This window comes from Phenylobacterium sp., assembly GCF_030651185.1.
GTDB lineage: Bacteria > Pseudomonadota > Alphaproteobacteria > Caulobacterales > Caulobacteraceae > Phenylobacterium.
The window spans coordinates 207,753-230,645 of the sequence record NZ_JAUSCJ010000006.1 but is presented as its reverse complement, the minus strand read 5'-3'; the positions used below and the strand labels follow the sequence as shown (position 1 = coordinate 230,645).

The 22,893-nt window shown below is 68.8% G+C and carries 17 protein-coding genes and 1 pseudogene; 9 read left to right on the top strand and 9 right to left on the bottom strand.

The genetic code is table 11. The features are described from left to right. Nucleotides 1–28: 28 nt before the first annotated feature. Both Q7J39_RS02425 and Q7J39_RS02420 read left to right on the top strand, forming a co-directional pair. Nucleotides 29–1,033 (top strand): annotated as a pseudogene (locus Q7J39_RS02425) (NAD(P)H-dependent flavin oxidoreductase); the annotation flags it as partial. Nucleotides 1,034–1,103: 70 nt separating this feature from the next. Further along, nucleotides 1,104–2,810 carry an alpha/beta fold hydrolase gene (locus tag Q7J39_RS02420; protein WP_304820040.1) on the top strand — a complete coding sequence of 569 codons (1,707 nt, stop codon included), beginning with the start codon at nucleotides 1,104–1,106 and terminating at the stop codon, nucleotides 2,808–2,810. Between the two features lie 46 nt (nucleotides 2,811–2,856). Here the strand turns inward: Q7J39_RS02420 and Q7J39_RS02415 are convergent, their stop codons facing one another. The 3 genes from Q7J39_RS02415 to Q7J39_RS02405 are packed head-to-tail and all read right to left on the bottom strand — an operon-like array spanning nucleotide 2,857 to nucleotide 5,703. Next, the gene (locus Q7J39_RS02415) at nucleotides 2,857–3,864 is read right to left on the bottom strand and encodes a low specificity L-threonine aldolase (RefSeq protein ID WP_304820038.1); all 1,008 of its coding nucleotides are present in this window, start codon (nucleotides 3,862–3,864) and stop codon (nucleotides 2,857–2,859) included. 37 nt (nucleotides 3,865–3,901) lie between these two features. Continuing rightward, nucleotides 3,902–5,050 (bottom strand): epoxide hydrolase family protein, encoded by a 1,149-nt coding sequence (locus tag Q7J39_RS02410; RefSeq protein WP_304820036.1) that lies wholly within the window; start codon nucleotides 5,048–5,050, stop codon nucleotides 3,902–3,904. A 59-nt stretch (nucleotides 5,051–5,109) separates the two neighbouring features. Next, complete coding sequence (locus Q7J39_RS02405) at nucleotides 5,110–5,703, bottom strand: TetR/AcrR family transcriptional regulator (protein ID WP_304820034.1); 594 nt, start codon at nucleotides 5,701–5,703, stop codon at nucleotides 5,110–5,112. Between the two features lie 88 nt (nucleotides 5,704–5,791). On the opposite strand from Q7J39_RS02405, the gene Q7J39_RS02400 reads away from it, so the two are divergent. From Q7J39_RS02400 to Q7J39_RS02380, 5 genes are all read left to right on the top strand, one after another. Next, nucleotides 5,792–6,838, top strand: coding sequence for a DUF2855 family protein (locus Q7J39_RS02400; RefSeq protein WP_304820032.1), 1,047 nt, complete (start codon nucleotides 5,792–5,794; stop codon nucleotides 6,836–6,838). A 26-nt stretch (nucleotides 6,839–6,864) separates the two neighbouring features. Continuing rightward, a complete protein-coding gene (locus Q7J39_RS02395) occupies nucleotides 6,865–8,253 on the top strand; it encodes a carotenoid oxygenase family protein (RefSeq protein ID WP_304820030.1) in 1,389 nt (462 codons plus the stop codon). A 127-nt stretch (nucleotides 8,254–8,380) separates the two neighbouring features. Beyond that, entirely contained in the window at nucleotides 8,381–8,839 is a 459-nt protein-coding gene (locus Q7J39_RS02390; RefSeq protein WP_304820028.1) for a DoxX family protein, read from the top strand. Next, nucleotides 8,836–9,816, top strand: coding sequence for an NADPH:quinone reductase (locus tag Q7J39_RS02385; protein WP_304820026.1), 981 nt, complete (start codon nucleotides 8,836–8,838; stop codon nucleotides 9,814–9,816). The genes Q7J39_RS02390 and Q7J39_RS02385 overlap by 4 nt, the downstream gene beginning before the upstream one ends. Continuing rightward, nucleotides 9,813–10,202: a nuclear transport factor 2 family protein gene (locus tag Q7J39_RS02380; RefSeq protein WP_304820025.1), complete on the top strand. Its 390-nt coding sequence runs from the start codon at nucleotides 9,813–9,815 to the stop codon at nucleotides 10,200–10,202. The genes Q7J39_RS02385 and Q7J39_RS02380 overlap by 4 nt, the downstream gene beginning before the upstream one ends. 199 nt (nucleotides 10,203–10,401) lie before the next feature. Here the strand turns inward: Q7J39_RS02380 and Q7J39_RS02375 are convergent, their stop codons facing one another. The 5 genes from Q7J39_RS02375 to Q7J39_RS02355 all read right to left on the bottom strand — a co-directional run bounded on the left by Q7J39_RS02375 (nucleotide 10,402) and on the right by Q7J39_RS02355 (nucleotide 17,888). After that, entirely contained in the window at nucleotides 10,402–11,673 is a 1,272-nt protein-coding gene (locus tag Q7J39_RS02375; protein ID WP_304820022.1) for a flavin-dependent oxidoreductase, read from the bottom strand. Nucleotides 11,674–11,774: 101 nt separating this feature from the next. Then, complete coding sequence (secA, locus tag Q7J39_RS02370; RefSeq protein ID WP_304820020.1) at nucleotides 11,775–14,537, bottom strand: preprotein translocase subunit SecA; 2,763 nt, start codon at nucleotides 14,535–14,537, stop codon at nucleotides 11,775–11,777. A gap of 255 nt (nucleotides 14,538–14,792) precedes the next feature. Then, complete coding sequence (locus Q7J39_RS02365) at nucleotides 14,793–15,380, bottom strand: hypothetical protein (protein WP_304820018.1); 588 nt, start codon at nucleotides 15,378–15,380, stop codon at nucleotides 14,793–14,795. A 3-nt stretch (nucleotides 15,381–15,383) separates the two neighbouring features. Continuing rightward, a complete protein-coding gene (locus Q7J39_RS02360) occupies nucleotides 15,384–16,565 on the bottom strand; it encodes an FIST signal transduction protein (protein WP_304820016.1) in 1,182 nt (393 codons plus the stop codon). A gap of 147 nt (nucleotides 16,566–16,712) precedes the next feature. Continuing rightward, nucleotides 16,713–17,888: an acetyl-CoA C-acyltransferase gene (locus Q7J39_RS02355; RefSeq protein ID WP_304820014.1), complete on the bottom strand. Its 1,176-nt coding sequence runs from the start codon at nucleotides 17,886–17,888 to the stop codon at nucleotides 16,713–16,715. A gap of 150 nt (nucleotides 17,889–18,038) precedes the next feature. Here Q7J39_RS02355 and Q7J39_RS02350 point away from each other — a divergent pair, with 150 nt between their 5' ends. Together Q7J39_RS02350 and argJ are read left to right on the top strand one after the other, a co-directional pair. Further along, nucleotides 18,039–19,070, top strand: a complete 1,032-nt coding sequence (locus Q7J39_RS02350) for a peptidylprolyl isomerase (protein WP_304820012.1) — start codon at nucleotides 18,039–18,041, stop codon at nucleotides 19,068–19,070. Beyond that, nucleotides 19,067–20,530: a bifunctional glutamate N-acetyltransferase/amino-acid acetyltransferase ArgJ gene (gene argJ / locus Q7J39_RS02345; protein ID WP_304820010.1), complete on the top strand. Its 1,464-nt coding sequence runs from the start codon at nucleotides 19,067–19,069 to the stop codon at nucleotides 20,528–20,530. The genes Q7J39_RS02350 and argJ overlap by 4 nt, the downstream gene beginning before the upstream one ends. On the opposite strand, the gene Q7J39_RS02340 is transcribed toward argJ, so the two are convergent. Further along, nucleotides 20,527–22,869: a bifunctional diguanylate cyclase/phosphodiesterase gene (locus Q7J39_RS02340; protein WP_304820008.1), complete on the bottom strand. Its 2,343-nt coding sequence runs from the start codon at nucleotides 22,867–22,869 to the stop codon at nucleotides 20,527–20,529. The genes argJ and Q7J39_RS02340 overlap by 4 nt on opposite strands. Nucleotides 22,870–22,893 lie beyond the last annotated feature (24 nt).

The window sequence follows — 22,893 nt, the reverse complement described above, 5'->3', positions numbered from 1 at the left end:
TTTCACTGTCGCTCAAACATCCGTTTGGGAGGACGTCATGGCCCTGAAGACCCGTTTCACCGAGCTCGTCGGGATCGAGCATCCGATCGTTCAGGGCGGCATGCAGTGGGTCGGCCGCGCCGAGCTGGTGGCCGCTGTCGCCAACGCGGGCGGCCTGGGCTTCATCACCGCGCTCACCCAGCCGACGCCGGACAAGCTGCGCGAAGAGATCGAGCGCTGCCGTTCGCTGACCAAGAAGCCGTTCGGCGTCAACCTGACCATCCTGCCGGCCATCAACCCGCCGCCCTATGCCGAGTACCGCCAGGCGATCATCGACAGCGGTGTGAAGATCGTCGAGACGGCCGGCAACAAGCCGCAGGAGCACGTGGAAGAGTTCAAGAAGCACGGCATCATCGTGGTCCATAAATGCACCAGCGTGCGGCACGGCCTGTCGGCCGAACGCATGGGCGTGGACGCCATCTCCATCGACGGATTCGAGTGCGCCGGTCACCCGGGCGAGGACGATGTCCCCGGCCTGATCCTGATCCCGGCCGCCGCCGACAAGATCAAGATCCCGATGATCGCCTCGGGCGGCTTTGGCGATGCGCGCGGCCTGGTGGCGGCGCTGGCCCTCGGCGCCGAGGGCGTCAACATGGGCACCCGCTTCATGGCCACCAAGGAAAGCCCCATCCACCAGGCCATCAAGGAGCAGATCGTCGCCAATGACGAGCGCTCGACCGACCTGATCTTCCGCACCATGCACAACACCAGCCGGGTGGCCCGCAACGCTGTCAGCCAGCAGGTGGTGGCGCTGGAGAAGCAGGGCGCCAAGTTCGAGGACGTCCGCGAACTGGTGGCCGGCAGCCGGGGCCGCAATGTCTATGAGGTCGGCGACAACGACGCCGGCATCTGGTCGGCCGGCCTGATCCAGGGCCTGATCCACGACATCCCCTCCTGCGAAGAATTGATCAGCCGCATGGTTCGTGAAGCCGAGGAGCTCATCACGGGCCGCCTCGCGCGCTTCGTCGGCGGCAAGCAGATGGCCAGCGTCTGATAACGGGGGCGCCTCAGGCGGGGTTCGTGTAGGCTTGGGGTCCCCCCGAGCCTAGAGACTTGCTCCGCCCGTGCCGACGCCAGACCTGACGCCGAAAGCCAAGGCGAACGTCTCGATGGTCATCGAGACGATGTACGCCATCGCCGCCGAGCCCGATAAGTGGGAGCAGATCGTCCAGGCCCTGGACGTGGAGGCCAGCGATGCCCCGCCCGAGGCGGAGGGCGCCGCGCGGCTGGCCACCCTGGCGGCCGACCGGGGCGAGGCCGCCCAGGTCGGCGTGGTGCTGATCAACGCCGCCGGTGGCGCCAGCGCCTGGAACGCGGCGGGCGAGGCGGTCTTCCACCAGCGCCTGGGGGTCATCGAGGCGCAAGGCTTGCGCTTCTTCAACCCCGCCAACCATGAGGCCCTCGACCAGGCTCGCCACCGTCTGCGTGGGACCCAGGGCCGCCAGGTCATCGTCAAGTTCAGCCAGGCCGACGACGAGGCGCCGCACTTCGCCTATGTGGTCCCCGCCAGCGGCCTGCCGCCGGCGCTCACCGCCGGCCTTGGCGGCGCGGTGACCACGGGAGAGGGAACCTGCGCCGTGGTCTTCCCGGCGGTGGAGGCCACCGACCGGTTGTGGGCCAACCTGCGCGAAAGCTTCGGCCTGACCCCAGCCGAGACCAGGCTGGCCGCAAGGCTCAAGGACGGCCTGACCCTGAAGGAGGCGGCCGTTGAACTCAGCGTCAGCTTCAACACCGTCCGCAACCAGCTCCGGGCCATCTTCGAGAAGGTCGGCCTGTCGCGACAGAGCGAACTGATCCGCACCCTGACCCAGCTCGGGTCGCTGGCCACCTCCTTCCAGGAGGGTTCGGGTCGCGGCCTGCTGGGCCCGCCCATCGCCGCCACCGAGCGGGGCGCGGTGGAAACCGCGCCGCCCATTCGCTTCCTGACCCTGCCAGACGGGCGTCGCCTGGCCTGGCGCGCCTATGGAGACCCCAAGGGCAAGGCGGTTCTGCTCGTCCATCAGGGCCTGGGATGCAGCATCATGCCCAGGGGCAGCGATGCGCTCGCCCGCGACCTGGGCCTGCGCCTGATCTGCCCCGAGCGGCCGGGGGCCGGCCGCTCCGACGTCAGGCCGGACTTCAGCTATGAGGGGGTCGGGCGCGACTTCGCCGACCTTTGCCGCGACCAGGGCCTGACGGAGGTGCAGGTGGCGGCCTTCATGTCCGGCGCGCCCTTCGCCCTGATGGCCGCCCGCGAGCTGGGTCCCATCGCCAGCCGGGTGCTGTTGGCCTCGGCCCGGCCCTCGGGCCAGACCCTGGAGACCGAGCGCGATAAGGGCCATGCTGTGGTGCTGTTCCGCCGGCGGATCATGCGCAACGCCTGGCTGGCCGACATGGTCTTCGCCATGATGCGCTTGCAGCTCACCCGCAAGCAGCTTGAAAAGTTCGTCCGGGCGGCGGCCTCGGCGCCGGGCGACGCGGCCTATCTGCGCACCCATCCCGGGGTGCTGGAATACATCGTCGACTACATCTCGGAGTCCCTGGCTCTCACCAGCCGGGGCATCGCCGATGAGATCAAGTGCTCGGCCCGCAGTCCCATCCTCGACCTCGCGCGCCTTAGCGCGCCGATCACGGTCTGGCACGGCGAGCAGGATCCGATGTCCAGCGCCGCCGATGTCACCGCCTGGCTGAACGACCGCCAGGAGAGTGTCCGCACCTTCCCGGAGGCCGGCCATTTCCTGGCCCACAAGCATTGGCCCGAGGTGCTGGCCTGGCTGGCCAGCGGAGCGTGACAGCCGAAAGTGGCCGCCGGTTTCGGCGCCCGTCACGCGACAAGAATTAGCGGATAGAGCTCAGCGCCTCGCCCAGCTCGTCCACCGCCTCCGGCGTCGTCGCCCACGAGCACATGAAGCGCACCGAGCCGTCGATGAACCGGTAGACGAACCAGCCAGCGGCATGCAGCCGCTGCAGGGTCGGCTCGTCCATCTGCACGAACACCGCGTTGGCCTCCACCGGGTGGGCGATGGGGAATGGCATGAGCGCCGCCAGCCGCTGGGCCATGGCGTTGGCGTGGGCGGCGTGGCGCACGAAGGCGCCGTCCGCCAGCATGCCGATGAAGGGCGCGGCGTAGTACCGGCCCTTGGACGGCAGTTGCCCCGACTGTTTCAGCCGCGCGTCGAAGCGATGGGCCAGGGCGGGGTCGAAGATCACCACCGCCTCCGACGGCGTCATGCCGGATTTGGTCCCGCCCACCACCAGGATGTCGATGCCAAGGGTCTTGATGGCCTTCAGATCGAAGCCGGCCGCCGCCGCATTGGCCAGCCGCGCCCCGTCGAAGTGAACGCGGTAGCCCTTAGCCTTCACCGGGTCGATCAGGGCCTTCAGCTGATGGTGCGAATAGACCGTGCCGTACTCGGTGGCGTTGGTGACCGACAGGGCCGCCGGCGCCTGCCAGTGGGGTTGGTCCGGCGCGGCCAGCGGCGCGGTCAGGCCCGCGGGATCAATGCGCCCCGAGGCGCCGGCCAGGGTGATCATCCCCAGGCCGTGGCCGAAGAAGCCGGGGGCCCCGGTCTCGTCGGTGGCGACGTGGGAATGCTGGTGGCAGAGCACGCCTTCGAAGGGCTGACAAAGGGTGGCCAGGGATATGGCGTTGGCCGCTGTGCCCGAGGCCACGAACCGCACGCTGGCGTCGGTGTCCAGCAGTGCGCGGACCGCGTCGGCCCCGGCCCGGGTTATGTGATCGGAGCCGTAGCCGGAGGTGACGCCGCTGTTGGCGGCCAGCAGGGCGTTCATCGCCTCGGGCGTGGCGGGGGCGGTGTTGTCGGACGCGAAGTCGTATCTGGCCATCGGTCGAATAGAACCGATCCCGCGCCCTTGAAAAGAGCTAGACGCCCTTTCCCCAGTCTCGGACGTCGGCGACGAACAGGTCGGGCTCTTCCATGGCCGCGAAGTGTCCGCCGCGGGGCATCTCGGTCCAGCGGGTGATGTTGTAGGCGCGGTCAGCCCAGGTCCGGGGCGGGGCGGTGTAGAGCGGCTCGCCGGGGAAGTTGGCGAAGGCCGTGGGGGTCTCGCAGCGCTCGCCTTCCTTGAAGGCGATGCCGCCCTCTTCGAGCAAGCCGCGATAGTACCAGGCGCCTGTCGCGAAGCTGCCGGTCATCACATAGATCATGATGTTGGTGAGCATGCGGTCCTTGGGGTGGACCGCGTCCAGGGGCTTTTCCCGCAGGTCCGACCAGTCGTGGAACCGCTCGGCGATCCAGGCGGCCTGGCCCACCGGATTGCCAGCGCCCATCCAGGCCAGGGACTGGGGTTTGGAGGCCTGCAGGCGGAAATAGCCGCCCATGACGTCCATCATGGCGCTCTGGCGGGTGAGCCATGCGATCTCGTCGGGGGTCTGTGGGCCGCCGAAGGGGCGGAAGGCCATCATGTTCAGGTGGATGGCGCGGACCTGGGCCCCGTGGTCGTGGCCGAGCCAGGAGGTGACCATGGCCCCCCAGTCGCCGCCCTGGGCGATGTAGCTGGGATAGCCCAGGACGTCGGTCATCAGGGTGTTGAACAGCCGCGCGGTGGTGCGCTGTCCGATCGGCCGGGTCGGCTTGGACGAGAAGCCGAAGCCGGGCAGGGACGGGATCACCAGGTCGAAGGCGTCCTTGGCGTCGCCGCCGAACCGGGACGGGAAGGCCAGCTTCTCGATGGCGCCCCAGAACTCGTAGTGCGATCCCGGCCAGCCGTGGGTCACCAGCAGGGGCCGTCTGCCGCCCGCCTCGCCGACCACCTGCAGGAAGTGCAGATCGTAGTCCTCGACGCGGGCCGTGAACTGCGGGAAGCGGTTGAGCTCGGCCATGGCCGAGCGCCAGTCGTAGCGCTCGGTCCAGTGCTCGCAGAGCGCCTTCAGGTAGCTGGCGTCACAGCCATAGGCCCAGCCGTCGGGAACCTCGGGGATCGGCGGCCAGGGATAGGCGCGCACCTGATCCAGCACCGCCTGGACGTCCGTCTCGCTCCAGGCGACTTCGAAGGGTTGGATGTCGGCCACGTGCGCTTCCCCTGTTGTTGGGCGCGAACCTCGGCCGGTGACGCGACGGCGGTCAAGCCTTACGGACGCAGACCGCGCGCCAGGGCATGATTCAGCTGGCGATGCAGTTCGCGCGCCGCGCCCGGCGGGATCTTGCCGGCCAGCTCCAGCCCCACCGCGCCATGGGCCGCGGCCCAGAACATCTTGCCGATCTCCTCGGGGTCGCCCTGCAGCACGCCTTCGGCCACCAGGGTCTTCACGTACTGGGTCTGGGTGCCGTGGGCCCGATGTCCCGCCGCGACGAGATCGGGATAGTTCTCGGCGTGGGGCTGATCCAGGTCGAACATCAGCTTGTAGGTCTGCGGGTGTTCGAAGGCGAAGTTCAGATAGGCCTCGCCCACCGCCGCGCCCTTGGCCCGGGCGCCCTGGGTCTTGGCGTAGGCGTCTTCCAGGGCCTGGGCGAAGCGGTTGAAGCCATTGGTCCGCACCGCGGCCAGGATGTCTTCCTTGTCGGCGAAGTAGCGGTAGGGGGTCATGGGGCTGACCCCCAGTTCCGACGCCAGTTGGCGCATGGTCACGGCGTCAGGCCCGCGTTCGGCGAACAGCTTCTCGGCCACCCCGCACAGGCGCTCACGGAAGTCGGCGACATCGGTTTCGGACAGGACGCGGGGCATACCGGAAACTCTAGCAAACAAACTGCTTGCAAGGCGTTACCTCTTACGCAATAAATTTACAACGTAAGAAACAAAAGGGATGGAATCGATGGCGGCTTGGGACCTGCTTGTGGACCGCAAAGACCTGCGCAAGGCGCAGATTGTCCCCGCGCAGGCGCCCGCCCTGGCCGACGGCGAGGTCCGTCTGGAGGTCGAGCGGTTCTCCTTTACCGCCAACAACGTCACCTACGGACTGATGGGCGACGCCTTCGGCTACTGGACGTTCTTCCCGGCGCCCGACGGCCTGGGCCGCATTCCCGTCTGGGGCTTCGCCAGGGTGACGGAGTCCAGGACCGCCGACGCGCCCGTGGGTCTGCGGCTGTTCGGCTACCTGCCGATGTCCACCAGCTTCGTCATGCAGCTCGCCAAGACCCGAACCGGTTTCGTCGACCGTGCGCCGCACCGCGCCGAACTGCCGCCGACTTACAACGCCTACAATGAGGCGCCGGCCGATCCGCTGGACGACCACCGCGCCCTGCTGCGGCCCCTGCTGATGACCAGCTTCCTGCTGGACGACTTCCTGGGCGAGGACGGGGCGCTTACCACGCTGGTGCTCTCCAGCGCGTCCAGCAAGACCGCGCTCGGCCTGGCCTGGTTCGCCAAGGCGCGGGGCTGCGAAGTCATCGGCCTGAGTTCGCCGGCCAACGCCAAGACCATCGAGGGGCTGGGTCTCTACGACAAGGTCCTGACCTATGACGAGGTCGGCGCGCTGAAGACCAAGGGGCCCGCCGCCTTCGTGGACTTCGCCGGCGACCGCGCCACCACCGCCAAGGTGCATGCGGCCCTGGGCGAGGCTCTGACCCGCAGCATCATCGTCGGGGCCACCCACTGGGAAGCCGGCCGTGACGACGCCGCCATCGCCGGCCCGACCCCCACCCTGTTCTTCGCGCCCGACCAGATCCGCAAGCGCATGGCCGACTGGGGTCCGGGCGAAGTCGAAACGCGCTTCGACGCCGCCTTGCGCGCCTTCGTCGCCGACAGCCCCTGGCTGAACCTCGTGCAGCATGAGGGTCAGCAAGGTCTCACCGACGCCTATCACAGGGTCCTGGAGGGTCGCGTGCGGCCCCAGGACGGACACATCATCCGGCCGGCCTGAACCGGTCAAACCACGGGAGCAAAGCCATGGACGGCGACGTTCGCATCAATCCCTATCTCGGCGGCAACTTCGCCCCCGTGCGTTCCGAGGACGACTTTGATCTGCCGGTCACCGGTGAGATCCCCGCGGGCCTGCGGGGGACCCTCTACCGCACCGGGCCCAATCCGCAGTTCGAGCCCAAGGACCCGAACTATCACTGGTTCACGGGCGACGGCATGCTGCACGCGTTCCGGGTCGAGGACGGCAATGTCAGCTACCGCAACCGCTATGTCCGCACGCCGAAGTGGGAGCTGGAGCACGAGCATGGCCGCTCGCTGTTCGGCGGCTTCAACCCGATGCTCACTGACCCTGTCGCCGTCGGCAAGGACAGCGGCGTGGCCAACACCAACATCCTCTGGCACGCCGGCCGCCTGCTCGCCTTGGAAGAGGGGCACATGCCCTTCGAGGTCGCGCCGGGAACCATGGCCCCCAAGGGCTATGCGCAGCAGTACAAGGGCCGGGTGACCGCCCACCCGAAGATCGATCCCAAGACCGGCGAGATGGTCTGGTTCGGCTATGGCGTCGGCGAGGCGCCGCTGTCGGCGGGGATGAGCTATGGCGTCACCGACGCAAGCGGCGTGGTGACCCGGCGCTCGGATTTCCAGGCCCCCTATTCGGCCATGATCCATGACTTCCTGGTCACCGAGAACTACGTGCTGTTCCCGGTCCTGCCGCTCACCGGCAGCCTTGAGCGGGCCATGAAGGGCCTGCCGGCCTATGCCTGGGAGCCGGAGAAGGCCGGTTATGTCGGCGTCATGCGCCGCGACGCCGACGTCTCCACCCTCCGCTGGTTCAACGTGCCGGCCTGCTACGTCTTCCACCCGATGAACGCCCATGAGGCGGACGGCAAGATCATCGCCGAGGTGGCCCGCTATGACGCCGCCCCGCTGTTCCCCATGGCCGATGGCTCGCCCGGCCTTCGCACCGCCGCGCGCCTGACCCGCTGGACCTTTGATCTCTCCGGAGCCAGCGACGCCATCAAGGAAGAGGCCATCGACGACCTCGACTGCGAGTTCCCGCGCTTCGACGAGCGGCTGGCCGGCGGCGCCTATCGTCACGGCTTCTATGCCGGCGACACCACCAATGCGAAATCGGTGAAGCTGAACGCCATCGCCCACCTCGACCTTGCCACCGGCAAGCGCCAGGTCCACGCCTTCACCGGCGGCGACATGACCTCGGAGCCGGTCTTCACCCCGCGTTCGGCCGATGCGCCGGAGGGCGATGGCTGGCTGACGGCGGTGGTCTACCGCGCCGCCGAGGACCGCAGCGACTTCGTGGTCTTCGAAGCCCTCGACGTCGCCAAGGGCCCCATCGGCATGGCCCACATGCCGCGCCGCGTGCCCTTCGGCTTCCACGGCAACTGGGTGGCCGACTGAACATAGCCGTCATCCCGGACGCCGATAGGCGATCCGGGACCCAGGGGCCGTGCGCACCTCCCCTGGGTCCCGGCTCTCCGCTGCGCTACGGCCGGGATGACGTCGATGGGAGCTTGCTCCGGCGAGCATGGGCGCCCACCATCGCGCCATGACCTTCCTGGCGCGACCCGAGCCGCTTCCCCATCCCCGTCTCCGCGCGGTCCTGCGCTGGCTGCTGGCGGTCATCTACATCGCCTTCGGGATCGTCCACCTGCGCAGCGCGCCGGGGTTCCTGGCCATCATGCCGGCCTGGGTTCCGTATCCGCTGGAGGTGGTGCTGTTCACCGGGGTCTGCGAGATCCTGGGCGGGTTCGGCTTGCTGATCCCGCGCCTGCGATGGATATCGGGCGTGATGCTGGCGCTCTACGCCGTGGGCGTCTATCCGGCCAACCTGCATCACGCCTTCGGCGATGTGACTGTCGGCGGGCTGCCGTCGAGCTGGTGGTATCACGGGCCCCGCCTGGCCTTTCAGCCGGTCTTCGTCTGGTGGGCCCTGTTTGCTGGCGGGGTGATCAGCTGGCCGTTCAAGCAGGAGCCCAAGCCATGAAGGCCATCTGGTACGATCGCACCGGCCCCGCCCGGGAGGTCCTGGAGTACGGCGACCGCCCTACCCCCGAACCGGGACACGGCCAAGCCCTGATCCGCATCAAGGCCTCGGGGGTGAACCCCTCCGACGCCGGCATGCGCGGCGGCCCCGCCGCCATGGCCTATCCCCGCATCACCCCCAACAGCGACGGCGCGGGCGTCGTCGAGGCCGTGGGGCCGGGGGTGGCGGCCAGCTGGATCGGCAAGCGGGTCTGGTTCTACAACGGCCAGCGCAACGGCCGGGCCTTCGGCTCGGCGGCCGAGTACATCGAGCTCGACACCGACCTCTTGATGGAGCTGCCCGATAACGTCTCCTTCGCGGAGGGCGCGACCCTCGGCATCCCCTGCATGACCGCCCATCGCAGCCTGTTCGTGGCCGGACCCGTCCAGGGGCGCACCGTGCTGGTGACCGGCGGGGCGGGCGCCGTGGGGCACTACGCGGTGCAACTCGCCAAGTGGGCCGGCGCCACGGTGATCGCGACGGTCAGTTCCGAGGAGAAGGCGCAGCGCGCCCGGGCCGGCGGCGCAGACCACGTCATCGACTACCGCCAGGAGAAGGTGGCCAAGCGGGTCCGCGAGCTGACGGGCGGAGAGGGGGGCCACCACGTCGTCGATGTCGACTTCGGCGGCAACATCGCCACCACCCTGCAAGTGGTCCGGGTGAACGGCACGGTGGCCTTCTACGCCACCAAGGGGGCCCGCGAGCCGGAGGTCCCGGCGGGCGCCCTGATGGGTCTGAACCTCGGGGTGCACGGGGTCTACCTGCCGATCTCGCCGCCAGAGGCGCGCAAGCGGGCGCAGCAGGACATCACCCGCTGGATTGGCACGGGCGAGCCCATCCTGTCGGTCGCCGGCCGCTTCCCGCTGGAAGATTGCGCGGGGGCTCACGAGCTGGTGGAGGCGGGCTCCAAGGTCGGTACGGTGGTCGTCGAGCCGTGACGCCGGCAGAGACCGCCATCCGCGCCCGGCGCAAGCTGACCAACAAGCTGATTGCATCCCATGAGGCCGCCCGCCTGCGGCCCTTCCTCGCGCCCGACATCAACCTGATCGCCGGGGACGGCAGCCTGATGGTGGGGGTGGACTCGGTTCTGGCCGCCTTCGAGAACCAGTTCCGCGATCCCAGCTTCGTCACCTATCTGCGCACCACCGAGAGCGTCCGCCCTGACCAGGATGAGGCCAGGGCCGCCGAGACCGGAACCTGGGCGGCCACCTGGCGCGGATCGCCCACCCTGACGGGGACATACCTGGCTGTCTGGAGGAAGGTCACCGGCCAGTGGGTGATCGAGAGCGAGCTCTACGTGACCCTGGCCGAGCCCCCGGCCTGACCCCATGCAGTCCTGCAGAGCGGGTCTGCGAAACTGACCCCTCCCGCAAAGGTCAAGCTCCCCCCATATACGGTCTGTCGCCGCTCCCCCCGCGACGCATTCCACCCTTGGAGACGACTGTGAAAATCCTGTGGCCGCTGCTCTCGCTGGTGGTGACGATCAGCATGGCGATGACGACTGCGTCAGGTCATGCCTTCGGCTAGACCCTGACCCGGGTCGCAACCAGCGAGGCGCGATTGTTCAGCGCCTCGCGGTCGAAGCCGGCGAGTTTCTTGTATTCCCCAGCCGTCGCCTCAAGCTCCTCGCGGCCGATCACGTCGTGGACGTGGGAGAAGCCATTCGGCGCCCGCTCCTCCGCCATCTGCATGACCTGTTCGGGGCCGTTGCCGCGGTTGGACAGCACGATGCGGCTGGTGGCGGGTCTACGCGCGGACTCATAGGCCGCCAGGGCCGCGTCGAGGGTCGGTTGCGTGGCGAGGTCGTAGGCCAGTGTCCGGGCGTCCAGCACCGCCTGTGAGGCCCCGTTGGAGCCGATCGGGTACATCGGGTGGGCGGCGTCCCCCAGCAGGGTCGTGCGCCCGAAGGTCCAGCGGTCGACGGGGTCGCGGTCGACAAGCGGATACTCAAAGACCTGGCCCGCGCCGCGGATGATCTCCGGTACGTCCAGCCAGCCGAAGTCCCAGCTCTCGAACCGCGGCAGGAAGTCGGCCAGGTCGCCCTTGCGGTTCCAGTCCTCGCGCCGCCACTCCACCGTATCGGGGAAGCGCAGCTCGGCGATCCAGTTGATGGTGGAGGTCCCGCGCCCGGCGGCCTTGGGGTCGATGGGGTAGCAGACGAACTTCATGTCCTGGTGCCCGGCCATGACCATGGTCGCCCCACCGAGGAAGGGCGCGCTCTCGGTGACCCCGCGCCACAGCACCCGGCGGTTCCACACCGGCGGGCCCTCGTCGGGATAGAATTGGGCGCGCAGGGCCGAGTGGATGCCGTCGCAGGCCACCACCAGATCGCCGTGGGCGCTTTGCAGCGGCGCGCCGGTTGTCTTCGAGCGGAAGCTGACGGTGGCGCCGTCCGGACTGGTCTCGACCCCGGTGGCCTCGTGATCGAGATGCACCGCCTTGGCGCCCAGCCGCTCGCGCACCGCGTTGAACAGCAGCAGCTGCAGCACCCCGCGATGGATGGAGTATTGCGGCCAGTGGTAGCCGGCGTGGCGGCCGCGCGGCTCGCGCCAGATCTCCTGGCCGAACTTGTTGGCGTACATCAGGGCTTGGGTGGCGATGGCGTTGTCGGCAAGCCGGTCGGCGAGGCCCAGATCCGTCAGTTCCCGCACCGCGTGGGGCAGCACATTGATGCCCACGCCCAGCGGCAGGATTTCCGGGGCCGCCTCATAGACCACCGCCTCGATGCCGGCGGCGTGCAGGCTGAGCGCCAGGGTGAGGCCGCCGATCCCGGCGCCAACAATAACGATACGCATATAGTTGAACCTTCCCCGCAATCGCCCCCGTTGCTAGGCGGCGAGGCGCGCGGGCGCAAGCCCGCAGGCGTGGATCGGGCGGCTCAGCGGGCGGCTCGAGGCTAGACGAGCGTCCCGTGGCAGTGCTTGAACTTCTTGCCCGAGCCGCAGGGGCAGGCTGAGTTGCGGCCGGTCTGCTGCCAACCGTCCGGCAGGGCGGCGACGGGCAGGGCCTCGCGCTGCGCCACCGACAGACCTTCGGGCAGGGCGCCCATCTCGGCCGCATTCTCGCCGGTCAGCGGATCGACATGGACCTCGGTATAGTTGGTCAGGGGCGCGGGCTCTTCGGGCTCGGCGTAGCTGAACTCCACCGTCATCAGCCAGCGCGTCACGTTCTGGCGCAGGTCCACCAGCAGCTTCTCGAACAGGGAGAAGGCCTCGGTCTTGTACTCGTTCAGCGGATCTCGCTGGGCGTAGCCGCGCAGGCCGATGACGTTGCGCAGGTGGTCCAGATGCATCAGGTGCTCGCGCCACTGCAGATCGACCATCTGCAGCAGGAAGCTCTTCTCGATGGTGCGCATCTGCTCCGGGCTGACCACGGCCTCGCGCTCCGCGGCGCGGGCGTCGGCGGCCTTCTGGATGCGCTCCTGAATCTCCTCGTTGGCGATGCCGTCCTCGGCCGCCCACTGGGCGATCGGCAGGTCCATGCCCAGCATGCCCACGACGTGCTCGTGAAGCCCGGCGACGTCCCACTGCTCGGCATAGGCCTTGGGCGGCAGGTGGCGGGTGACCAGGTCCTCAAGGGTGTCCTGGCGCATCTCGTTGATGACGTCGGACAGGTCGGCGGCGTCCATGAACTCGGCGCGCTGCTCGAACACCGCCTTGCGCTGGTCGTTCACGACGTCGTCGTACTTCAGCAGGTTCTTGCGGATTTCGTAGTTGCGCTGCTCGACGCGCTTCTGGGCCGTGGCGATGGCGCCGTTCAGCCACTTGTGAGTGATGGCCTCGCCTTCCTGGACGCCGAAGGTGCGCATGATCCCGTCCAGACGCTCGCCGGCGAAGATGCGCAGCAGGTCGTCCTCGCAGGACAAGAAGAACTTGGAGTGGCCGGGGTCGCCCTGACGGCCGGTGCGGCCGCGCAGCTGGTTGTCGATCCGCCGGCTCTCGTGGCGCTCGGTGCCCAGCACGAACAGGCCGCCGGCGGCCAGCGCCTGGACCTTCAGGTCGGCGATCTCGGTCTCGATCTCGGCCTTGCGCTTGATGGCCATCTCGGGCGTGACCTCGATGCCCAGGCCCAGCTGCTCGTCACGCCACTTCAGCACCCGCATGTCGACGTTGCCGCCCAGCTGGATGTCGGTGCCGCGGCCGGCCATGTTGGTGGCGATGGTGACCGCGCCGGGGATGCCGGCGTCGGCCACGATCAGGGCTTCCTGCTCGTGGTAGCGTGCGTTCAGCACGTTGTGCGGCACGCCCTTGACGGTCTTGCCCGTGGCGTCGGTGAAGGTGTGGGTCTTCAGCAACTCCGACAGGGTCTCCGACTTCTCGATGGAGACGGTGCCCACCAGGATCGGCTGGCCGCGCAGGTGGCAGTCCTCGATCTGCTTGAGGATCGCCAGGTTCTTCTCGGCCTCGGTGCGGTAGACCTCGTCGTCGTCGTCGATCCGCGCCACCGGACGGTTGGTGGGGATCTCCATGACGTCCATCTTGTAGATGTCGCCGAATTCCTGGGCCTCGGTGGTCGCCGTGCCGGTCATGCCCGACAGCTTCGAATAGAGGCGGAAGTAGTTCTGGATGGTGACCGAGGCCAGGGTCTGGTTCTCGGGCTGGACGTGAGCGCCTTCCTTGGCCTCGATGGCCTGGTGCAGGCCCTCCGACAGGCGTCGGCCCTGCATCATGCGGCCGGTGAACTCGTCGATCAGGATCACCTCGCCCGAGCGGACGATGTAGTCCTTCTCGCGGGTGTAGAGCACGTTGGCCCGCAGGGCCTGGTTCACGTGGTGGACGATGGAGACGTTGGCGGCGTCATAGAGGCCGGCGGTGTCCTCGGCCAGGTGACCGCCGGACATCAGGATGTCCTCGATCTTCTCTGCGCCTTCCTCGGTCAGGATGACCTGCTTCTGCTTCTCGTCGTGATCGAAGGTGGTGGGATCCTTGATCAGCTCCTTCATCAGCAGGTCGATGGTCTTGTAGAGCTCGCTGCGGTCCTCGGTGGGTCCTGAGATGATCAGCGGCGTGCGCGCCTCATCGATCAGGATGGAGTCCACCTCGTCGACGATCACGAAGTGGTGGCCGCGCTGGACCATCTCGCTGGCGTCATAGACCAGGTTGTCGCGCAGGTAGTCGAAGCCGAACTCGTTGTTGGTGCCGTAGGTGATGTCGGCGTTGTAGGCCGCCTGGCGCTGGCCCTGGGACAGGCCGTGGACGATGTTGCCGCTGGTCAGGCCCAGGAAGCTGTAGACCTGGCCCATCCAGTCGCCGTGAAGCTGGGCGAGGTAGTCGTTGACGGTGATGACGTGGACGCCCTTGCCGGCCAGCGCGTTCAGATAGACCGGGGCGGTGGCCACCAGGGTCTTGCCTTCCCCGGTGCGCATCTCGGCGATGCCGCCCTGATGCAGGACCATGCCCCCCACCAGCTGCACGTCGAAGTGGCGCTGGCCCAGCACCCGGCGGGCGGCCTCGCGCACCACGGCGAAGGCCTCTTCCAGAAGCTGGTCCAGGGTCTCGCCCTTGGCCAGGCGCGCCTTGAACTCCGTCGTCTTGGCGCGCAGCGCCTCGTCGGACAGGGCCTGGATCTGGGGTTCGAGCGCGTTGATCTTCGCGACGCGGGCCGTCATGGCCTTGACCTTGCGGTCGTTGGAAGAGCCGAAGAACCGTTGGAAGAGCATGCGAGGGGGACGTCCGGATGATGCGGGGCGCGGCGGCGGCCGCTTAGGGACCCTTCGCCTGCCCGGAAATTCCGCTCTTTTCAGGGCGCGCGAGACTTAAGCAGCGCCCCACCAAGTGTCAACGCGGCTAGGGTTCGCAAGCTTTACGCGCAAACCTGGGATTCGCCGAGAGATCAGTGAGGTTCCCCGTCCAGGTGAGGCTTCCTGGCGCCGCCGCTGATCTCGCCGGATGGAGACTAGGCCAGGCGGCGCGCTCTAGGCGACGCCCATCGCGACGTTGTCGAGATCCTGATCGGTCAGGGCGGCGTCCCACAGTTCCAGCATGGTCCGGATCAGGGCCTGGGGGCCGATCGGCTTGGCGACATGGGCGCTCGCCCCGGCCTCCAGGGCCTCGGCCAGGCCGCGGCTCTGACCGGCGGCCAGGGTCTGGGAAATCAACAGGCCCAGGCGCGAGACCAACTGCAGGTCCCTGGCCGAATAGGCGCCCAGTTCCGAGGTGCAGAGGATCAGCAGGCCGCTCCCCCCCGGGGTCGCCACCGGGGCGTAGAGGCCGCCCCCCGCCAGGGCGTCGGGATCGGTGGCCGCGCTGCAGACGAATCCAGGGCCCTCTGGTCCGTCGTGCGGTTCCAGCACCAGGGCCACTTCGAAATCCAGGGCCTGGCGCAGCACGTCGAAGGCGCGCGCCAGCAGGACCGTGAGCTCGTCCTCGGCCTGCAGGGTGGCGGTGCCGCTGAGCACCAGGTCCTGCTCGCGCAGTCGCTGGGCCTGGGCGGCTCCGATCTGCTTGGCCGAGGCCAGGGCCTCGCGAAGCTGCTCGAGCTGGAGCTGTTCGGTCTCGGGCACGGATCAGCCGAAGGTCAGGGCGGAAACCATCAGGTTTCCGTGCCGGTTGCAGTTGTCCATGATCGCGCCCTGCTCCCCGAAGGTGTGGGCGCCGAGGAACGGGGCGTCGCCGATGGCCTGGCGGACACCCGCCACCACCTCGTCCATCCGGTCGCGGACGTGCAGCATGCAGCCCCCGCAATAGATCACCAGGCCGCCGGCCGTGGCGTCCTGCGCCCAGCCGCCGGTGGCGCAGGCGTCGGCCACCACGACGCCGCCGCGCTTGACCAGGGAGTCCGACGACCCGCGCATCAGGTGGACCTGGTCGCCCTCGGCGATGTCGGTGAACAGGGAAAGGTCGCCTCCCAGGCCCAGCAGCGAGGGGTGGGACAGGACGAACATCGGTACGCCCTTCACCTCGGCGGCGATCCGGCCGAGCGGGGTGGCGGTGCTTTTCGCCAGGATCATCCCGGCCTCGGTGGCGCTGACCTCGCCGCCCGTCCATTGGCTGTAGAGGGTGGCGGCGGGCTGGTGGTCGATCTCCAGGATCTGGCGGCCCTCGGCCTTGGTGACGACGTCGGTGTGCTCGGTGGGCGCGTAGCCGCTCTGGAAGGCCGCGCCGTGCGCCGAGGTCGGGAACAGGGCGGCCACGACCGCGTGGGTCGAGGTGACGCCCTCGGGGGAGAACTGCCGCCACTCGCCGGCGATGGCTTCGTCGGCGGAGCTGCCGCCGATGATCGGGGTGGTGGCGCCGATGACCGACTGGATGCCTTCCAGCACGCCCTCCTCCTGGCCAGGGGGCTGACAGCACCAGACCAGGGTGGGCGTTTCGAAGTCGCGGCCGGCGCTGGCCAGGGCCGCGCGGATGGCCGCGGCGCCCGCCGCCTGCGGCGAGGCGCCGATCTCGGCGGCGCCGACCCCATAGGAGCCGTCGGCGTCGCAGATGCCGAACAGGCCGAGCGCGCCGTCGGGACCGGTGTGGAAGCCCTGCTCGGTCATGACGCCGCCGCAGGAGGTGCCGCCCACAACCGGCACGCCGGGCAGGCGGGCGGTGATCGCCTCCAGCAGGGCCGGCCTGGCGTGATGCTCGGCGGTGTAGAGGAACAGGATGTCCGGCCGCGCGGCCAGCTTGGAGGCCAGCGACTCAAGCGCCTCGACCACCGCCGGCGGACCCGCACTCACACTGAACGCTGACGCCGTCTTCATGGAACTTCCCCGAACCTAGGGGAAACTTTAGCGGGGAAAGCCTGAGGCTAACCTGCTCAGAATGAGTGTTCCAGAATGAAACGACCCTCCGGAGCGGGCTCCGGAGGGTCGTCATTGATCAGACTACAGAAGTTGCGAGGTTAGTCTTCAGTAAACCTCGAACAGGCCGGCGGCGCCCATGCCGCCGCCGATGCACATGGACACGACGGCCCACTTGGCGTTCCGGCGCTTGCCTTCCTGCAGGACGTGGCCGGCGAGACGAGCGCCGGTCATGCCGTAGGGGTGGCCGATGGCGATGGAGCCGCCATTGACGTTGTACTTCTCGGGATCGATGCCGAGCTTGTCGCGGGAATAGAGGCACTGGGAGGCGAAGGCCTCGTTCAGTTCCCACAGGTCGATGTCGTCGATCTTCAGGCCGTGACGTTCCAGCAGACGCGGGATCGCGAACACCGGGCCGATGCCCATTTCGTCAGGCTCGCAGCCGGCGACGGCCCAGCCCTTGAAGGCGCCCATCGGCGACAGGCCGGCCTTTTCGGCGGCCTTGGAATCCATGATCACCACGGCGGCGGCGCCGTCGGACAGCTGGCTGGCGTTGCCGGCGGTGATGAACTTGTTGTCGCCTTCACGGACCGGCTTCAGCTTGGCCAGGCCTTCCAGGGTGGTGTCGGGACGGTTGCACTCGTCCTTGTCGACCACGAAGTCGACGATGGACTCTTCCTTCGTCTCCTTGTTGACGACCTTCATCTTCGTCTTCAGGGGGACGATCTCGTCCTTGAACTTGCCCGCCTGCTGGGCGGCGGCCATGCGGCGCTGCGATTCCAGGCTGTACTCGTCCTGGGACTCGCGGCTGACCTTGTAGCGCTCGGCCACGATGTCGGCGGTGTCGATCATCGGCATGAAGACGCCGGGATACTGCGCAAACAGGGCCGGGTCGTTGTTCTCACGCGAACCGCCGCCGCCGGGGAAGGAGAGGCTCTCCACGCCGCCGGCCACGACCGCGTCGGCGCCGTCGTTGCGCACGTAGTTGGCCGCGGTGGCGATGGTGTTCAGCCCGGAGGAGCAGAAGCGGTTGACGGTGACGCCCGAGGTGGTGATGGGCATGCCGGCCAGCAGGGCCACTTGGCGGCCAAGGTTGCCGGCGCCGTGCGCCACGTTGCCGATGATGCAGTCTTCGATCGCCGAGGCGTCGAGGCCGGACTTGGCCACCGCGTGCTTCACCGCATGGGCGCCCATGGTCATGGTGGGCGTCATGTTGAAGCCCCCGCGACCGGACTTGGCCAGGCCCGTGCGGGCATAGGAAACGATTACGGCTTCGCGCGTCATGAAAATATATCCTCCCGGAAAATGGACCACGTCGGCCGGAATGTTGGGGCCGCGCAGGTTTAGATCGGCGGCGACCTTTGCATCCCGTGGCGTAAATGGCTAGAGCGGGACGGCTGGAGCTCCGGCATTTTCGACTTCGAGGTATGGCCTATGGCGCAGGGAAGTTTCACCCGAATTTCGCACCCGGTCCGCACGATGATTGTCGTGCTGGCGGCGACCCTGATGCTGGCCTCCTGCGGGAAGGGCCCGGGCGCGGAACATCCTCCCGAACCGGGCGACGCCGCGGTGGCCAAGGTGGACGGCCGCACGGTCTGGGCCTCCGACGTCAAGCGCGAGGCCGTCGCCCAGGGCCTGATCGGCGAGGGCGAGCCCCTGGACGTTTCGTCGGACCTGTTCCGCCGAGTGATGGACGAGGTGGTCGACCAGAAGCTGCTGGCCAGCGAGGCGCTGAAGCGCAAGCTCGACAAGGACCCCGCCGCCCAGCGCCGGCTGGCTGCGGCCCGCGAGCGCATCCTGGGCGACATGCTGGTGGAAAGCACCGTCTCCGACGCCGTCAACGAGAACGCGATCCGCGGCCTCTATCAGGAGCAGCTGAAGCTCGCCAAACAGTCCGAGGAGCTCAAGGCCCGCCAGATCGTGCTGGCCAGCCTGGCCGAGGCCGACGCGGTCAAGAAGCTGCTGGCCACCGGCGCCTCCTTCGAGGCCCTGGCCATGGAACGCTCCACCGACGCCGCCACCCGCTTCAACGGTGGTGATCTCGGCTACTTCACCACCGACGTCATGCCCGAGGCCTATGACGCCAATCTCAAGACCGCCAAGGCCGGCCAGATCGTCGGGCCCTTCGAGGTCGATGGCGGCTGGGCCCTGGTGAAGGTCGAGGACCGGCGGCTGGAGCAGCCGATCACGCTGGAGGCCGCCCGGCCGCAGATCGTGCGCTTCCTGACCTATGATCAGGTCCGCGACCTGCTGGAAAAGCTGCGTGCCCGCTCCAAGATCCAGACCCTGATCCGCGCGCCGCAGGACGTGCCCGGCCAGCCCAAGGAACCCGCCAACGCCCCGCCGGTCGCCCCCGGCGCCGCGGCCGTCCCGGCGACCCCGCCGGTGGCCGGCGCCAAGCCCGCCGCCGTCGCGCCTGCCGCCAAGGTTCCCGCCCAACCCGCCGCCAAGACGGTCAAGCCATGACCCGCCCGCCTGTCAAGAAGCCGGCCGCCAGGAAGGCCCCCGCCAAGCCGGCGACCACGCCCAAGGCCGCCGGCAAGACCCCGGCCGCCATCGCCTTGGAGGTCGCCTCCAAACCTGTCGAGGTGGTGGGCCAGACCATCGAACGCGCCCGCGCCGCCCTCAAGCGCGCCGACAAGCAGCCCTTGGCCGATGTCGCCCCGACGACCCCCGCGCCGGCCAAGGGCGCCCTGCCGGTCTCGCCGCTGGCCGTGCCGTTCCCGAAGATCCCGCCCATCGCCGGGGTGCAGATCGCCACCAGCCGCGCCGGCTTCTACAAGCACGACCGCGAAGACCTGCTGGTGATGCGGTTTTCGAAGGGCACGTCGGTGGCTGGCGTCTTCACCCGCCACGGCATCGGCTCGGCGCCGGTGGACTGGTGCAAGAAGCATCTGGAGATGTCCAAGGGCGCCGACGCGCGCGCCCTGGTGGTCAACGCCGGCTGCGCCAACTCCTTCACCGGCAAGCCGGGCGCTGACGCGGTGCGCCGGGTGGCCTCGGCCGTGGCCAAGCGCTTCGACTGCCGCCAGCGCGACGTGATGGTGGCCTCCACCGGGGTCATCGGCGTGCTGCTGGACGACGCCAAGATCACCCACCGCCTGCCCGACATCGAGGCCAAGCTCACCGACGACAACTGGGCCGGCGCCGCGCGCGCCATCATGACCACCGACACCTTCGCCAAGGGGGCCTATGCCGAGGCGGTGATCGACGGCGAGAAGGTCAAGATCGCCGGCATCTGCAAGGGCTCGGGTATGATCGCCCCAGACATGGCCACCATGCTGGCCTTCGTGGCCACCGACGCCGCCATCTCGCCCGCCGCCCTGCAGACACTCGCCAGCCTCTACACACGCACCACCTTCAACTGCGTGACCGTGGACGGCGACCGCTCCACCAACGACACCCTGCTGCTGTTCGCCACCGGCCAGTCCTCGGCGCCGCTGATCAGCCGCGCCGGCGACAAGCGCCTGGCCGACTTCCGCGAGAAGCTGGAAGGGGTGCTGCTGGACCTGGCCCTGCAGCTGGTCCGCGACGGCGAAGGCGCCAGCAAGTTCGTGAAGATCAACGTCACCGGCGCCGAGAGCCCCGCCTCGGCCCGCAAGATCGCCCGCACCATCGCCGAGAGCCCGCTGGTGAAGACCGCCTTCGCCGGCGAGGACGCCAACTGGGGCCGCATCGCCATGGCCATCGGTCGCGCCGACGAGCCCATCGACCGCGACCGCGTGAAGATCCAGTTCGGCCCTCTCATCGCCGCCCAGGACGGCCTCGTCTCCCCGACCTATGACGAGGACAAGATGAGCGCCTACATGAAGAACCAGGAGCTGGAGGTCAGTGTCGACGTCGGCGTTGGCAAGCACGCCGCCAGCGTCTGGACCTGCGACCTCACCAAGCAGTACGTCGCCATCAACGGCGACTACAGGAGCTAGGCGACAGCCTGTCGCTGGTCCTCGCCTGACCACGAGTCGAGGAAGACGCTCAGGTCGGCCAGCGGGACCGGACGGGAGATCAGGTAGCCTTGGAGGGCGTCGCAGCCCAGCAGGGCCAGGGCGGCCTGGACCTCCCGGGTCTCCACGCCCTCGGCCACGACACTCATCCCCAGACTGTGGGCCAGGTCGATGGTGGACTTCAGGATTAATCGGTCGCGCTGGCTGTCGGCCACCGCCACCACCAGTGACTTGTCGATCTTCAGTTCATCGGCGTCGAGCATCTTGAGATAGGCCAGCGACGACAGGCCGACCCCGTAGTCGTCGATCGAGACCTTCAGTCCGGCTGCGCGGAAGGTGGCGATGGAGGCCGTGGCCGCCGTCGGGTTTTCGATGACCGCGGTCTCGGTGATCTCCAGGCACAGGCCGTGGTCGCGGCCCGCCACCATCTCCTGGACGTGGTCGCAGAAGCCGCGGTCGGCCAGCAGCCGGCCTGAGATGTTCACTGACACGACCACGTCATGGCCCGAGGCCTTCAGGGCGGCCCGGTCCCGCAGGGCGCGCTCCAGGGTCCACTCGGTCAGCTCGCGGATGGCGCCCGTCTCCTCGGCGATGCCGATGAAGCTGTCGGGCGCGATCGGGCCCCGCACCGGGTGCCTCCAGCGCACGAGGGCCTCGACGCTGTGCACCGCGCTATCGGTAAGGGTGACCTTGGGCTGGTAGTGCAGGCTGATTTCGCCGGCGTGCAGGCCGCGACGCATCTCGGTCATCAAGGCGAGGTTGAGCGAGGGGTCCACGTAGGTCTCGGCCTCGAAGGTCACCAGGCGGCGGTTCAGCCGCCGGGCTTCGTCCAGGGCCAGGGCGGCGTTTTCCAGCAGCCGTTCAGGGTCGTCCTGGGTTGAGGTGCGGTGCGAGACGCCCAGCTTGATGAAGGCGTCCACCGGGTGTCCGGCCACTTCGTGACCGGGGTCTAGGGTCTCCAGCCTGTTGAGGTCGGCCAGCAGGGTGTGGGTGTCGGCGCGGTGCAGGACGAGTCCCAGCACCGAGGTGGAGAGGTGGGCGACCTGGCCGTCGCCGCACACCGCCTGCAGCCGGGCGGCGACGCCGCGAACGATCAGGTTGGAGAGGCTGTAGCCCACAGCGCCCCGCATGGTGGGGTAGCGGTCGATGCCGATGGCCACGACCGCCAGGACGCCCCCGTCGGTCCCCTGCATCCGCGACGTGACTTCGCTCAGCAGGGCGCGGCGGTTCGGCAGGCCCGTCTCCGGCTCGTGCAGCGCCTGGTGCAGCAGGCCCGCCTCGCGCTCTTCGATGATCGAGCGGGCCCGACGGGCGAGCTCGGCCCGCGTCGCCCACAACAGGCACGCCAGCTGGGCGGCCACGAGCGGCGCCACTGACAGGCTCACGGGGGCCAGGTTTTGCAGCAGGATGGGCAGGGTCAGCAGCCCGACTCCGATCGCCGCATGGCGCCGTGAGAGCGACGCCAGGGTGATCTCCCGGTCGGCGCGCAGGAACAGGATCAGCAGGCAGGCCAGGGCGAAGGTCATCCAGGCCGGCGGGCTCACCAGCGCCCGGCCGCTGGTCAGGTTCTCGAAGGCCAGGGCGTGGAGATAGACCCCGTTCACGGTACCGGCCTGGGGCGTGGAGAATTCGTCCCCGAGCTCAAGAGCGGTGGCCCCGATCAGGATCGAACGGCCACGCACCAGCTTCGGATCGAACCGGTTGCGGAACACGTCCTCGAAGCTGAGGTGATCGATCTCGCCGACCCGCGCGGCATAGTCGATGAGGAAGGTGTCGCGCCGCTGCTGGGGCGTTTGCGCCAGGGATGCGCCCATGGAGGGGCGATAGGTCTCGTCCGCGCCGAAGCCGTAGGTGTAGCGGCGCACGCGGCCATCGGGGTCGATGGGGATGTTCACGCTGGCCAGCAGGGCTTCCGTCGAGAGACCGCGCAGCGGCGAGGTCTCCACCAGGCTTGTGCGGCCGTCCGCGCGCCGCACGGGCTGGACGAAGGTCGGCAGGATGACCGAGCCCGGCCGCGCCGCGATGGCGTCTGCCAGCGCCTTGTCGGTGGCGGAGCTCGCGTTGGCGCTGAAGTCGACATCGAAGGCCACCACCTTGGCGCCCGCGGCCTGCAGGTTGCCGATGGCGGTGGCGAAACGGTCCCGGCCCCACGGCCAGCGTCCGGCTGCCCGCAGACTGGGAACGTCGATCTCGACGACAGTGATCTGGTGGCTGGGTGCGCGCTGCAGGGCCTGGAAGCGAAGTGCGGCCAGCCCATCCTCAACGGGAGTGAGGGCGCCGCTCAGCATGGCCAACGCCACGCCGAGGGCTATCGCGGCCAAGCCGACCTGCGACCGCAGTCGGCC

Coding starts and splice junctions, on each gene's coding strand:
- Q7J39_RS02415 (WP_304820038.1), bottom strand. CDS start 3,864: ATGGCCAGATACGACTTCGCGTCCGACAACACCGCCCCCGCCACGCCC.
- Q7J39_RS02405 (WP_304820034.1), bottom strand. CDS start 5,703: ATGCCCCGCGTCCTGTCCGAAACCGATGTCGCCGACTTCCGTGAGCGC.
- Q7J39_RS02400 (WP_304820032.1), top strand. CDS start 5,792: ATGGCGGCTTGGGACCTGCTTGTGGACCGCAAAGACCTGCGCAAGGCG.
- Q7J39_RS02395 (WP_304820030.1), top strand. CDS start 6,865: ATGGACGGCGACGTTCGCATCAATCCCTATCTCGGCGGCAACTTCGCC.
- Q7J39_RS02390 (WP_304820028.1), top strand. CDS start 8,381: ATGGGCGCCCACCATCGCGCCATGACCTTCCTGGCGCGACCCGAGCCG.
- Q7J39_RS02385 (WP_304820026.1), top strand. CDS start 8,836: ATGAAGGCCATCTGGTACGATCGCACCGGCCCCGCCCGGGAGGTCCTG.
- Q7J39_RS02375 (WP_304820022.1), bottom strand. CDS start 11,673: ATGCGTATCGTTATTGTTGGCGCCGGGATCGGCGGCCTCACCCTGGCG.
- secA (WP_304820020.1), bottom strand. CDS start 14,537: ATGCTCTTCCAACGGTTCTTCGGCTCTTCCAACGACCGCAAGGTCAAG.
- Q7J39_RS02360 (WP_304820016.1), bottom strand. CDS start 16,565: ATGAAGACGGCGTCAGCGTTCAGTGTGAGTGCGGGTCCGCCGGCGGTG.
- Q7J39_RS02355 (WP_304820014.1), bottom strand. CDS start 17,888: ATGACGCGCGAAGCCGTAATCGTTTCCTATGCCCGCACGGGCCTGGCC.
- Q7J39_RS02350 (WP_304820012.1), top strand. CDS start 18,039: ATGGCGCAGGGAAGTTTCACCCGAATTTCGCACCCGGTCCGCACGATG.
- argJ (WP_304820010.1), top strand. CDS start 19,067: ATGACCCGCCCGCCTGTCAAGAAGCCGGCCGCCAGGAAGGCCCCCGCC.